Annotated in this window: 14 protein-coding genes; 8 read left to right on the forward strand and 6 right to left on the reverse strand. The window is 67.3% G+C overall.

Annotation, left to right across the window (positions count from 1 at the left end):
- The first annotated feature begins 35 nt into the window (after positions 1-35).
- The 6 genes from AB0B91_RS37740 to AB0B91_RS37765 all read left to right on the forward strand — a co-directional run bounded on the left by AB0B91_RS37740 (position 36) and on the right by AB0B91_RS37765 (position 7,133).
- Positions 36-2,336 carry a hypothetical protein gene (locus AB0B91_RS37740; protein WP_358330309.1) on the forward strand — a complete coding sequence of 767 codons (2,301 nt, stop codon included), beginning with the start codon at positions 36-38 and terminating at the stop codon, positions 2,334-2,336.
- Positions 2,337-2,410: 74 nt separating this feature from the next.
- Positions 2,411-3,598 carry a glycosyltransferase gene (locus tag AB0B91_RS37745; protein WP_358330312.1) on the forward strand — a complete coding sequence of 396 codons (1,188 nt, stop codon included), beginning with the start codon at positions 2,411-2,413 and terminating at the stop codon, positions 3,596-3,598.
- Positions 3,599-3,603: 5 nt separating this feature from the next.
- A complete protein-coding gene (locus AB0B91_RS37750; RefSeq protein WP_358330315.1) occupies positions 3,604-4,299 on the forward strand; it encodes a class I SAM-dependent methyltransferase in 696 nt (231 codons plus the stop codon).
- Positions 4,300-4,308: 9 nt separating this feature from the next.
- The gene (locus tag AB0B91_RS37755; RefSeq protein WP_358330318.1) at positions 4,309-4,971 is read left to right on the forward strand and encodes a class I SAM-dependent methyltransferase; all 663 of its coding nucleotides are present in this window, start codon (positions 4,309-4,311) and stop codon (positions 4,969-4,971) included.
- A 10-nt stretch (positions 4,972-4,981) separates the two neighbouring features.
- Entirely contained in the window at positions 4,982-5,665 is a 684-nt protein-coding gene (locus AB0B91_RS37760) for a polysaccharide deacetylase family protein (RefSeq protein ID WP_358330321.1), read from the forward strand.
- 19 nt (positions 5,666-5,684) lie between these two features.
- Positions 5,685-7,133 (forward strand): hypothetical protein, encoded by a 1,449-nt coding sequence (locus AB0B91_RS37765; protein ID WP_358330324.1) that lies wholly within the window; start codon positions 5,685-5,687, stop codon positions 7,131-7,133.
- Between the two features lie 18 nt (positions 7,134-7,151).
- Here the strand turns inward: AB0B91_RS37765 and AB0B91_RS37770 are convergent, their stop codons facing one another.
- The 4 genes from AB0B91_RS37770 to AB0B91_RS37785 all read right to left on the reverse strand — a co-directional run bounded on the left by AB0B91_RS37770 (position 7,152) and on the right by AB0B91_RS37785 (position 9,281).
- Positions 7,152-7,502 (reverse strand): helix-turn-helix domain-containing protein, encoded by a 351-nt coding sequence (locus tag AB0B91_RS37770; RefSeq protein WP_358330327.1) that lies wholly within the window; start codon positions 7,500-7,502, stop codon positions 7,152-7,154.
- Between the two features lie 97 nt (positions 7,503-7,599).
- Positions 7,600-8,013, reverse strand: coding sequence for an ABC transporter permease (locus AB0B91_RS37775; protein ID WP_358330330.1), 414 nt, complete (start codon positions 8,011-8,013; stop codon positions 7,600-7,602).
- Positions 8,014-8,019: 6 nt separating this feature from the next.
- Positions 8,020-8,154: a hypothetical protein gene (locus AB0B91_RS37780; RefSeq protein WP_358330332.1), complete on the reverse strand. Its 135-nt coding sequence runs from the start codon at positions 8,152-8,154 to the stop codon at positions 8,020-8,022.
- A 650-nt stretch (positions 8,155-8,804) separates the two neighbouring features.
- A complete protein-coding gene (locus AB0B91_RS37785; protein ID WP_358330334.1) occupies positions 8,805-9,281 on the reverse strand; it encodes an ATP-binding protein in 477 nt (158 codons plus the stop codon).
- Between the two features lie 572 nt (positions 9,282-9,853).
- Between AB0B91_RS37785 and AB0B91_RS37790 the strand changes: the two genes are divergently transcribed.
- Both AB0B91_RS37790 and AB0B91_RS37795 read left to right on the forward strand, forming a co-directional pair.
- Positions 9,854-10,708, forward strand: coding sequence for a helix-turn-helix transcriptional regulator (locus tag AB0B91_RS37790; protein WP_358330336.1), 855 nt, complete (start codon positions 9,854-9,856; stop codon positions 10,706-10,708).
- On the forward strand, positions 10,708-11,001 hold the full coding sequence (locus AB0B91_RS37795) for a DUF397 domain-containing protein (protein ID WP_358330338.1): 294 nt from the start codon (positions 10,708-10,710) through the stop codon (positions 10,999-11,001). Before AB0B91_RS37790 ends, AB0B91_RS37795 begins: the two co-directional genes overlap by 1 nt.
- A 185-nt stretch (positions 11,002-11,186) precedes the next feature.
- Here AB0B91_RS37795 and AB0B91_RS37800 read toward each other — a convergent pair whose 3' ends face one another.
- Together AB0B91_RS37800 and AB0B91_RS37805 are read right to left on the reverse strand one after the other, a co-directional pair.
- On the reverse strand, positions 11,187-11,594 hold the full coding sequence (locus AB0B91_RS37800; RefSeq protein ID WP_358330341.1) for an ASCH domain-containing protein: 408 nt from the start codon (positions 11,592-11,594) through the stop codon (positions 11,187-11,189).
- 82 nt (positions 11,595-11,676) lie between these two features.
- Positions 11,677-12,270 carry a hypothetical protein gene (locus AB0B91_RS37805; protein ID WP_358330344.1) on the reverse strand — a complete coding sequence of 198 codons (594 nt, stop codon included), beginning with the start codon at positions 12,268-12,270 and terminating at the stop codon, positions 11,677-11,679.
- Between the last annotated feature and the right edge of the window lie 29 nt (positions 12,271-12,299).

The following is a 12,299-nucleotide window of genomic DNA, read 5'->3' on the forward strand; positions in this document are numbered from 1 at the left end:
CTCGTCGGGCACGGCGGCCAGGGGGACGGGGTGGGATGACGATCACGGCGGTTACGAGCGTGGTCACGTCGCCGGCGTCGGGGCGGCGGCGGTGGTCCGGCTGGGCGCCGGTGGCGCTGGTGGGCCTGGTGGCCGTGCTGGCGCTGGTCTGGCGCGGGGTTCCGGTTCGGGATCTGGTGGTCTTCGGGGCCTATGTCGGTGTCGGGGTGCTGGTTCCCGGGACGCTGCTCTGGCGGGCGCTGGGACGGGCCGGGGGGTCGCTCGCGGAGGAGCTGGCGGCGGGCTTGGCGCTGGGCTACGCGGTCGAAGTGCTGGCCTACATCCCGGCGCGCGCGGCGGGAGTGCCGCAACTGGTGCTCGTCTGGCCGGTGACGGTGATCGCCCTGTTCACAGCCGTACCACGACTGCGACGGCACTGGCGGCCGGGTGCGTCGGCCCGCGAGCACAAGCCCTCAGAGAGCGAGCGGACGCCTGCGGCTTATGAGCGAATGCCCCTGTGGTGTGCGTGGGCCGTCGCGGCGGTCAGCTGCTATCTCGTCGTCTGGAGTGCCCGGTCGTTCTACCTCGGCCACGGCCTGACCTGGCCCGGCAACGCGACGCCGTACGTCGACATGCACTACCACCTCGCCCTGCTCGGCGAGCTCAGGCACCACGTGCCCCCGACGCTCCCGACGGTCCTGGGCGAGCCGCTGACCTACCACTGGTACGTCTACGCCGAGATGGCCGCCACCAGCTGGGTCACCGGGATCGAAGCGCAGACGCTGCTGTACCGGCTGTCGATGCTGCCGATGATGGTGGCGATGGTCGTGCTGGTGGCGGTGCTCGCCAGGCGGGTGACCGGGCAGTGGTGGGCAGGTGTGGCGGCGGTCGTGGTGACGTACTTCGCCGTCTGCCCGGAGCTCTACTGGGGAGCGGGCAATCTGTTCACGTCGCGGTCGCTGTTCACGGTGTGGACCAGTCCGACGCAGACGTTCGGCGCGTTGCTCTGTGTCCCTGTGGTGCTGCTGCTCGTCGGCTGTCTGCGCGGGGAGCGGGCCGGGGTCGGCGGGTGGGTACTGGTCGCGGTGCTGCTGGGCGCGCTGACCGGGGCGAAGGCGACGTTCCTGCCGCTGTTGCTGGGCGGGCTGGTGCTCGTCCTGGTCGTCACGCGGTGGTCTCGGCCCGCTCTCGTGGGAGGCGTCAGGCGGTGGTCTCGGCCCGCTCTCGTGGGAATCGTGATCACGGTGCCGGCTCTGGCGTTCGCGCAGTTCGTCGTCTTCGGAGGCCAGCGGCAGGGGTTGGTGCTCGAGCCGTTCGCGAGCATGCGGCGGGTGTGGGGAGCGGTGACGTACCTCGGTGGTGAGCGGCTCGCCGAGGCGCCTGTGTGGCCCATTGCCGGGCTGACGGTGATTCACCTGGCGTGCCTGGCGTGCGTGTGGGCGGGGCTGCTGGGGGTGGTCGCCAGGCGGGCGGCGCGGCTGGATCCGGGAGTGCTGCTGTTGCTCGGGATCGGGGCAGCGGGTGTCGCGGGCGTCACTCTGCTGGGCCATCCGGCGCTCAGCCAGTACTACTTCCTGGAGGGGGCTCGGCCGTACCTGTCGATCGCGTCCGTGGCCGGGATGGCGGCCCTCGGCCGGGAGCGGGGATTCGCCGGCGCCAAGTGGTGGGTGGCGCTGGGGGCCGGGCTGGTGGTGGGGGTCCAGGCGCTGCTCGGGCCGGACGTGCCGGTCCAGGGGCTGTTCCCTCTCGCGCTGCCGTACCTCGTGCTGGGGGTGGTGGCGGCGGGGGTGGCGGCGGCAGTCGCGCTGCGGCGCGGACCCGTGGCGCTCGCGGTGGTCGCGCTGCTCACCGGGTATGCGCTGCCGGCCACCGTGAACAAGGGGATCGGGCCGTCGAGCGGCATCGGACCTTCGAGCGGCGGGGTTCCGCCCACGCGGGTGCTGCCGCAGGGCGGGATGGAGGCCGCGCGATGGCTGCGTGACCACTCGGCGCCGGGCGACGTCGTGGCGACCGACGCGCACTGCCGGCCCATCGCGGGGAAGAGGTGCGACAGCCGCCGCTTCTGGGTGTCCGGCTACAGCGAGCGCCGGGTGCTGGTGGAGAGCTGGGCGTACGCCCAGAGCACGCTGTCGCGGAGCCAGCCGTTCGGCACGTCGTTCCTGGCCGTGCCGTTCGCGGACCAGGCGCGGCTGGCGGCGAACGACGAGGTGTTCCGGCAGCCGTCGGCGGAGAACATCGCGCGGCTCGTACATGAATATGGCGTCAAATGGGCGTTCACGGAGAATGGCACGGCTCTTGATGGGTTCGCGACATTGCGTTTCCGCAGCGGGCGGTGTTCCGTCTATCAGCTGGGGTAAAAGTCTGCCCTAGCCGAAGAATGGTGCGGAGAAACAGCCCGCGCATCAATGGACGGCCCCAGCAGCATTCCCGTATGGACACGCGTTCCGCCATGGCCGTTCTCGACGGACCGGTCACCCTGGCGACTGTGGACATCGTCATTCCGGTGCTCAACGAGCAGCGGGCCCTGCCCGGCTGCATCAGGACGCTCAACGCGTTCCTCGGCGATTCCTTCCCGCTGCCGTGGCGCATCACGATCGTCGACAACGGCAGCATCGACGGCACCTGGCGGGTCGCCAGGGGCCTGTCCCGAGAGTTCCCGCAGGTGTACGCCCGCAGGCTGGAGACCAGGGGCCGAGGTGCGGCGTTGAAGGCCGCCTGGCGCGACAGCCCGGCCGACATCGTCGCGTACATGGACGTCGACCTGTCGACCGGGCTCGGCGCGCTGTTCCCGATGGTGGCCTCGCTGGCCAGCGGCCATTCCGAGCTCGCGATCGGCACCCGGCTCGCCCACGGCGCCCGCACCCGCCGGTCACTGCGGCGGGAGCTGGTCTCGCGCGGCTACAACACCCTGCTCCGGTACGGGTTCGGCGCCGGCTTCAGCGACGCCCAGTGCGGCTTCAAGGCCGCCAGAATGGACGTGATCCGGCCGCTCATGGACCGCGTCGAGGATGACGGCTGGTTCTTCGACACCGAGCTGCTCCTGCTGGCCGAGCACAACGGCCTGCGCGTACACGAAGTGCCCGTTGACTGGGTCGAAGACCTGGACTCGCGCGTCCGCATCGTCAGGACGGCGGTCGAGGACCTCCGGGGGCTGGCCAGGGTCGCGCGGTCGATGTCCACCGGCACGGCCGCGCTCAAGGTGCGGAAGGAGACCGAACTCACACCCACGCACCCGGACGCGGTCGTCGCCCGCCCGCCGGCCAGGTTCGCGTCGTTCGCCGTGCTCGGCGTGGCCTCAGCGGTCCTCTACGCGCTGCTCTATCTCTCGTCGCGCGGCCTCTGGTCGCCCGCCGTGGCCAACCTCGTCGCGCTGGCGCTCACCGGCTTCGCGAACGCCGAGGCCCGCCGCTGGACGGTCAACCTGCTCGGCGGCCACCGCAGGACCCCGCAGGCCCGGGCCGCGCTGGTCTTCCTGACCGACTACGCCATCACCACCATGGCGCTGCACGGCCTGCCGCCGGGCGATCGCCTGTCCGAGGTGGCCACCGCCGCCGGCACGTACTGCCTGCTCACCCTGCTGCGCTTCGTCGCGCTGGATCGGTGGGTCCCCAAGAGATGACAGAGATGCGCACACAAGAGATCCGCCGCATGACCGCGCTCGAAGACGGCCACTGGTGGTACCGGGAGCGCCGGGCCGTCCTCCGCGCCGAGCTGCGCCGTCTGCGGCCGGGCCGGGCGCTCGACATCGGCGCGGGCGGTGGGGGCAACACCCGGGTGCTGGTCGAGGAGGGCTGGGACGCGACCGCGACCGACTGCTCCGGGTTCGCGGTGGAGGTGGCCAGGGATCGGGGGCTTCGGGCCGTACAGGCTGACGCGCGTGACCTGCCGATCGAGTCCGGGAGCGTGGATCTGGTCACCGCCCTCGATGTGCTGGAGCACATCGAGGAGGACTATCTGGCCACCGAGCAGATCGCCCGGGTGCTGCGGCCGGGCGGGCGGGCGCTGATCGCGGTCCCCTGCGACATGTCGCTGTGGTCCGCCCACGACGAGGCCGTCGGCCACGTGCGCCGCTACTGCCGCGATTCGCTAGCCGGCGTGGTCGAGAAGGCGGGCCTGCGGGTCGAGCGGCTGTGGAGCTGGAACGTGCTCCTTCGCCCGCTGGTCGCCCGGCGCCGGCGTTCGTCCATGGGCAGTGACCTGGAGCGGGTGCACCCGCTGATCAACGCGGGGCTGAGCGCGGTCGTCATGCTGGAGCGGCGTCTCCCGATCCGTTCGCTCAGGGGTGTGACGCTGTTCCTGTGCGCCCGCCGCGAGAGTTAGGAGACTCGCGTGCCGCTCGACCGGAGCGTGCTGCTCGACGACGCGTGGCGGCTGTACGCGGACGCGCCCCGGACCCTGCGGATCAAGCAGCGGCTGCGGGTGCTGGCCTGCCCGTTCGAGGTGACGATCGGGTTCGTGCCGGAGGGCGCGAGCGTGCTCGACATCGGGTGCGGCTCAGGGCTGACGCTCGGTCTCATGGCGGCGCGCGGGAAGCGCGTCCGGGGCCACGGCTTCGACCCGTGCCCGGTCGCGATCGGGCTGGCCGGGCGGATGGCCGTCCGGCTCCGCGACAGCGGCTCGACGCTCCGCTTCGAGCACCGCGACGCCCGCTCGCCGTGGCCGGACCGTTCCTACGACGTGGTCCACATGCAGGACGTCATCCACCACGTACCGATTCCGGCGCAGCGGGTCGTGTTCGACCGGGCCTGCGCGGCGGTACGGCCCGGCGGCCTGCTCGTCTACAAGGACATGAGCGCGCGGCCCCTGTGGCGCAACGCCGCCTGCCGGATCCACGATCTGATCATCGCCCGCGAGTGGATCCAGCCGGTGCCGATCACCACGATCGAGAACTGGGCCGCGGAGAACCGGCTCGCCCTGGAGGTCTCCCGTACGGCGCACCGCGTCATATATGGGAACGATCTAAGAGTCTTCCGCAGGCGTCTTTGGCCATAGGCTAGCGCTTGTGGTGATTCACGGCTTACTGGCGGCGTCATTGGTGATGACCGCGCTCCCCGCGACCGACGTTCAGGCATCGGCGGAGATCAATTGCAGCCAGGTCAAATGCCTGGCCCTGACCTTCGACGACGGCCCGAGCGTCTACACGCCGAAGCTGCTCGACCTGCTCAAGAAGGAACGTGTCAAAGCCACCTTCTTCCTGGTGGGCGAGCAGGTGGAGAAATATCCGAGCATCGTCAGGCGGGAAGCCGCCGAGGGCCACGCCATCGGCAACCACACCTATTCGCACCCGTCGCTGCCCACACTGCTGGACAACGAGATCCTCGACGAGATCCACACCACCCAGGAGCTCATCCAGAAGCAGACGGGCAAGCTGCCGACGATGTTCCGGCCACCGTACGGGGCCACCGACGACCGGGTGCTGGGCTTGGCGGGCTCGCAGGACATGTCACAGGTGTTATGGACGGGTACGACGCTCGACTGGAAGCTGCGTAATGTAGAGAAGATCAAGGCGGCCGTGTTCAGGCTGGCCAAGCGCGACGGCGTGATCCTCATGCACGACGTGGTGCCGCAGACCGTACAAGCCATGCCGGCGATCATCAAGGAGCTCAAAAAACACGGCTACCACCTCGTCACGGTGCCGACGCTGCTGCGCGGTAAGGGGATGGAGGCCGGGGTGAGCTACCCCTAGACCGCCTGGATCGGGAGCCATGCAGATCGAAATCGCCAAGCGCCGGCGATGGGTGCCACTCGGGACATTCGTTGCTATTCAGGCCGTTCTCGCCTGCTGGTGGGCGGCCTTCTATCCCGGCCTGTTCAGCCGCGATTCGGTCCTCTATCTGAGTCACACCATCGTCGGCCCGTGGGTGGGCGACCACTCGGTTCTCTACGACTCGCTGCTGTGGCTCAGCTTCAGGACCACCGGTGACCTCGGCACCGTCACGTTCTTGCAGACCACGGCGATGGCGGCCGCGCTCACGTACCTGACGGAAGCGCTCAAGGCGCTCGGCGCGCCGCGCAAGACGACGACGGTGGTGGCGGTGCTCCTGCCGCTGGTGCCCACGGCCGGGGCGTTCACGGTCACGCTCTGGAAGGACGTGCCGTTCACGATCTGCGCGGTCGCGATCGCGGCCGCCTGCGCCGCGATGGCCGCCGACCGTACCGTCACCAACCGCAGGCTGCTCGGGCTGGGCCTGCTGATGACCGCGCTGGGGCTGTTCCGGGCGAACGGCTTCCTCGTGGTGGGCGTCGCCATCGTCGTGCTGCTCGTGGTCGTCTCGGTCATGCGGGTACGGCTGGCGCTGGTCGGCACGGTGGCGGCGGCCATCCCGTTACTGCTCAGCAACCTGCTCTTCCCCCAGCTCGGCATCGCGGCCCCGTCGAAGACGTACGTCTACCACACGGCCTTCGGCGACATCGCCGTCGCCTACCGGGACCATCCCGAGCTGTTCACCGAGCAGGACAAGGCGCTCATGTCAGCCGTCGCGCCGCTGAACAGGTGGACCTTGGGCGGCACCTGCTACACGATCAACCCGTTGATCTGGCGGGGTGACTTCAACTGGCCGCAGGCCGACGCGCACGCCACCGAACTGCTCGACCTCTGGAAACGCCTGCTGGTCGAACGGCCGGCGATGGTGGTCGACGCCAGGCTGTGCCGGGGCGCGATCGCCTGGAAGGTGTCCGGGGACGACACGGCTCCCGGCGGGCGGACCTACCGCTTCTCGCTGCGTCCGAACGCCGACACCTACGTGGGCCCCGGCAAGGTGCCCGACTTCCAGGGCCGGTGGGTCTACTCGCTCAGGCCCATGTCGCAGAACCTCTACCAGGCGGCGAGCTCGTGGCTGGCCACCGCCGAGGAACCGCAGTACGACTGGGTGCTGTGGCGGGGGGCGTTCTGGTGCTATCTGTCCTACCTGGCCGTGGCCGTGGGCGCGCTGGCGCTGCGCAACCGCTATGTGATCGCCGTGGCGGCGCCGGTGGCCGGGCAGCAGCTCGCCATCCTGGCCAACATCTCCGCCCAGGACTTCCGCTACATGGCCTCGCCGATCCTCATCAGCGTCCTGCTGGTGCCGCTGCTCGTCGCCTCCGTCGTACGGCTCGTCCGCGGCCTGCCCCCGCGCGGACCGGCGTCGGCCGAGCGCGAGGAGGCGGCCGTCTGACTCGCGGCCGCGTGCGGGCTAACTCGCGGCCGCGTGGCGGGCGTCGTAGCTCTCGCGGGACTTCGCCACGGACTTCCCGTGCCTGGCCGACCAGTCGGTGAGCGTCAGCAGCGCCTCGCGGAGCTCCAGCGCCATCGGCGTGGCCGCGTACTCGACCTTGGGTGGGACCGTGGCGTAGACCGTACGCTGGAGCAGGCCGTCACGTTCCAGGCTGCGCAGCGTCAGGGTGAGCATCCGGCGGCTGCCCTCGACGAGCCGCTCCAACTCGGTGAACCTGATCGGCCCGTCAGACGCCGCCACCAGAATCTCGATCGCCCACTTGCCGGCGATGCGGTCGAGGAGCTCGCGCGGCGGTACAACGTCCTCCATAGGACCTTGATGGTCACACATCATGACCACTGTTACAAGACATCCCCTATGGGGCTTTTCATCCTGCTTTAACTCGGATGAAGTGGACGAGTCTGTGTCAGGAGACCAGCGGTCCGTTCCGTGCCTTCCTCGTCGAGACCAGCCCGGCGACCAGGCCGCTCACGGCGCAGACCGCCACGAGTCCCAGGTACTGCGGCAGCGAGTAGGCGAACCACAGCTCGCCCGTGACCGCCTTGCCCATGGCGGTCAGTGAGGCGGCGGCGATTCCCGTCCCGAGCAGCGCCCCCGCGCACGTCACGATCAGGGACTCCCAACCCACCGCCCGGGCGAGCTGCCCCGGCTGCGCACCCGCCGATCGCAGCAGCCGGAACTCCTCCGCTCCCGCGTCTCCCGCGCGGGCGACAACATCCTGCAAGACCTGCGCGAGCAGATAGCCCGCACACCGCAGCAGGTGGACGAGAAGCAGGCGATAGCCCTCACCAGGCAGTACGACCTGCCGTAATCGCCGCACCTGACTTCACACGGGATCCCCGACCGGCTCCTGTCCGCCTATCAGCGTCAGCACGTCCTCCAGGAACGCTTCGAGCAGCTCCTCACCGAGATCAGCGACTTCAACCAGTTCGCCCGCGACGACGAGAACCAGCACGTCCACAGCGCCGTCGTCGTGTTCACCCTCGTCACGGTCCCCGCCGGCATCGGTCTGGCCCTGTCGCAGGTCCTGGAAACCAAGAATCCCTGGCTGTTCGTGGCGGTGGCGTGGGGCTCACGGGGCTCATCCTGAGCACCCGGTCCACTCTCGTCGCGTTCAGGGCACTTCGCAGCCACTTCACCTGCGATCGATAACTCCGCTATGCAGCCGCCCCGTTCAAGAGCTTTTCCCATAGCGCTTCGGCCCTGCTGAACGAAGCCGGGTCGCTCTCAGTGACGCTCGGGGCAGAGCCGAGCCGGCTGGTCCTTCGCACCCACGCGAGTCCACCAGCAGCACACAGCTCGTAGACGTACGGTTTGCACTCGCAGGTGTGCCGCAGGACCCGTACGCGCGTGAAGCGCGGCACCTGCTCACTCCAATCGACAGCTTCAGCGTCGGGCAGCGGGGAACCGATGTGAGGGCCGTGGAAGTCAGGCAGTTCGGTCATGGTGCGATGCCTCCTCGTTCCCGATGGAAGGGCTGGGAGCTGAGATCTAAAAGGCATGTTGAGCAACTAGGCCATGGCTGGCGCTCAAGAACGAAGGTCTCTGATCACCGCACAGGGCTGCGGACTATTCGTTACTAAACGTCACGGCACGCAGCCGACGTGACCGTTAAGAGTGGACGTTCGCCGACGGCGCCTCGCGCGCGCTTGCCGCAGCGCCATCGGACCAGCTCGAATACTCCGACGCGCCGAGGACCATCAACGTGGACACCTCGACCCACACCGAATTCCGTCTCGGGGGCATGGCGCGAATCCCCCACCGTATCGAGCTCTCGTGGACCAGCCGCAACCCGCGCCCGCCGCAGTCGCCGTTGCTGGGCTCACGGAGAGTGGGAACCTCGTCGATCACTTCGATCCTGGCCAGGGCGTGACCGATCTCGAAGACCTCAATCGTGACCAGGCCGCCCGCTCGTCCCGAGCCGGTGTGCAGCACGGCGTTCGCAAACAGCTCGCTCGTGATGAGCCGCGCACCGTCCACATCCTGATGCCCGGCTGCGGTCAGCACATCCGCGACCCAGCGACGGGCCAGCGAGGCGGAGCGCGCAATCCCCGGAAATGTCATCTTCACCAATGTCCGATCGCTCACTGCGCGACCCCCCACACGCGCTCGGGTGCGCGCTCGCCAAGCGCATCCACCCACCGATCACGTCCCCGGCCCCAGGTGAAGACCCACCGCTCGCCCTGTAGCGCAGCCCGGACGAGCAGCGGCCCCGACGCCCGCCGGACGCAGATACACGGTTCGGCACGCCGCGGTAGCTGAACCGAAACGGTCAAACCCCGCACCCGCAAAGCCCATGCCAGCCGGGTCAGATGGAGGAACTGCACCTGCTCGTGAGTCGGCCCCGTTGAATCCGATCGTGTCCACTCATCTTGCTTCCGCGTGCGACGCATCGCTCGAACCACCTTTCAAGCGCTGGAACCGGAACAGAGACACGCCACTCTGTACTTAGTTCACTGATTGATGAGCGCGTCAGTTACACCGACAGCCGAACTGACCCATTCATAACGATGCAGGTAGATAACCCAGAGGCTGCATCGCTTCCACACAGAGTGTGCATTGTCCGCTACTCTCTGCGCAACAGATTTCGCAGAGTGAACTTAGTACAAGTTGTGGAATCAAGATCAATCTAAGAGACTTGCCGTACTCACGGAGGTGAAATGAAAGCTCAGCGCAGCCCGTCAGCCCGCCAGCGACGCCTGGCCGCCATCTTGCGCGACTTGCGCAAGGACAAAGGCATGTCCCGCGAGATGGTCGCAGAGCGGCTGGGTTGTTCGCCACCAACGATCACCCGCATCGAAGCGGCCCAGACCAGCGCCCGCATAGCCGACGTGACCATGTTGCTGGAGATCTACGATGTGCCGGCCCACAGCAAAGAGGTGCTTCTCCAACTGGCCCGTGACGCACGAAAACGGGGCTGGTGGGACAAGATGTCCGACTCGATCCCCGAGCACTTCCAGAGCTATGTGGGGCTTGAAGAGGACGCATCGCTCATCTCCGGATATGAGAGCGAGTACATACCTGGTCTATTCCAAACGGAGGAGTACGCACAGGCCATCATGGGAGCAGAGCCGACCCTGCCCTCCGAGGAGGAGCTGGAACGCGGTCTCTCAATCCGGATGAAGCGTCAAGAGCGTCTAGCGTCTGCGGAACCGCCCGAGATGTGGATGGTGCTGAATGAGGCCGTCATCCGACGAGAGATAGGCGACGAGGGCGTCATGCGTCGACAGCTTGAGCGCCTCCTTGAGCTGTCATCGCAGAACTTCATCAACATCCAGATACTTGCCTTCGACAGCGGAGCCCATCCAGCCATGAACGGCGGGTTCCGTATCCTCAAGTTCCCAAAGCTGTCGGATCCAGACATCGTGTACCTTGATTACTGGAGAGGCGGTATCTACCTCGAAGCCCCAGATGACGTAAACGCCTACAATCGCCTATTCGATCATCTTCGCGCACGAGCACTTGGGCCCGATCAGACCCGACGCCTGATCAAGCAGGCAGCAGGAGCGACCTAGTGAACCATGGAAGAGACGAAGACCTGGAGCAGTCCGCCGACACGACATGGCGCAAGTCCAGTTTTTCCAATGGAACGGGCGGAGACTGCGTCGAAGTAGCGCTAGTGGACGAAGGCTTTGATGGTGCCGGAAATGAAGCGCTCGTCGGTGCACAGCACAAAGCCGGTATGGGATCTTTGATTGCGCTACGGGACTCCAAAGATCCCGATGGCCACAAGCTGTACTTCACTCGAAGCGAGTTCGCAGCTTTCCGTCGAGGAGTTATGGCGGGCGAGTTCGACGATCTAGCCTAGCGTCGATTTATTGTCCTCAAATAGAGCTGACGCCTCGCCCTCAACAAGACCTACTGGGAAAGAGCGCCCGCGCCTTCGGTGACCCCTGCCACACCGTCGGGAACCGATCCCGAGATGTAGATCAAGAAGCCCGACGATCCTCCCCAGACGCCTGGGATTGATTCCCATAGCTGGAGGTTTCGGTGTTAGGGGTTCGCGGGTGGGTCGAGGAGTTCGATCTCGATGGCCAGAACGCCGAGGGCTTCTTTCTCCGGGCCATAGATGCGGCGGATGTTGGCGAGTTGCTGGTCGCGGGGGCTGTCGGGGTTGACGTTGGCGGGGCCTTCGGTGTCGAGCATCTCCTCGAACGAGGCGTAGCGAGCGACGCGTTTGACGCGGGTGAGGACGTCGTCGCGGCCGCAGACAAAGCGGATGTGGTCGCCGGCCGTCAGGGTGCGAAGGTTGGGGCACTGGACGCGGACCTCGATTGTTTTGCGGCCGGTGGCGACCAGATCGAAGTAGCGGCGGTAGAGATTCATCTCGCGGGCTCGCATCGCGTTCACCAGCACGTTGTTCGGGCTGACTATCTCCACGGAATCGGTACGCTCGTTCATCACGTCGCCACCTTCCGGCCAGGCGGTCGGCACGGGGAACTGGGCGAGGCGCGTCGGAGATCCACCGGGGTCGAATAGCGGCTCATGTGAGCTCCGTGCGAATGGCTCGCTCTACCGCCAGCTCGGCCCTCGATCCGGCTTGCTGTGCAGCCCTCAGAAGTTGTCCCTTGGTCGCGGCACCACGATCGAGCAGCTCGACGACCGCGGAGTCGATCACATCCTGATCCACGCTGTCCGCAGCGGACTCCGCGATGGCGCGTACGGGTCTGGTCACCCGAAATCCTTCATGTTCTTCCACCTCGTCACTCGTCAGCTCTCCTCGGTGGAGGATCACCGAGGAATTTCGCCGACGGAAATCGGGCGGGACCGTCAGATGGATCCGGGCAGGATTGGCGATGCCCAGATCGTGAACAGCGAGCGCGGTGGCGTGGGAGACGACCGCGCGTCCCTGGCTCCACAGCGCCCAGCGTACGAGATGATCATGTTCGCCTGGAGGGAGATCAACGAACTCCCGGAAGCGATAGAGGCCGCGATCGATGCGTATCCAGTGACCCTGGCGGACCTGAAAGTACTGCGACTGGTAGGAGTAGCCGTCCTCAAGGGCCTGGCTTGCGGTGAAGTAACCGCGTTGGTGCGCTGCCCCGTCGCCAGAGCCGCATACGAGGCGTGTCTTCACGTGACTCCACTGTGCCAGTTTAGGTCCTA

The sequence above is a fragment of the Nonomuraea sp. NPDC049141 genome, from assembly GCF_040648415.1.
Lineage (GTDB): Bacteria > Actinomycetota > Actinomycetes > Streptosporangiales > Streptosporangiaceae > Nonomuraea.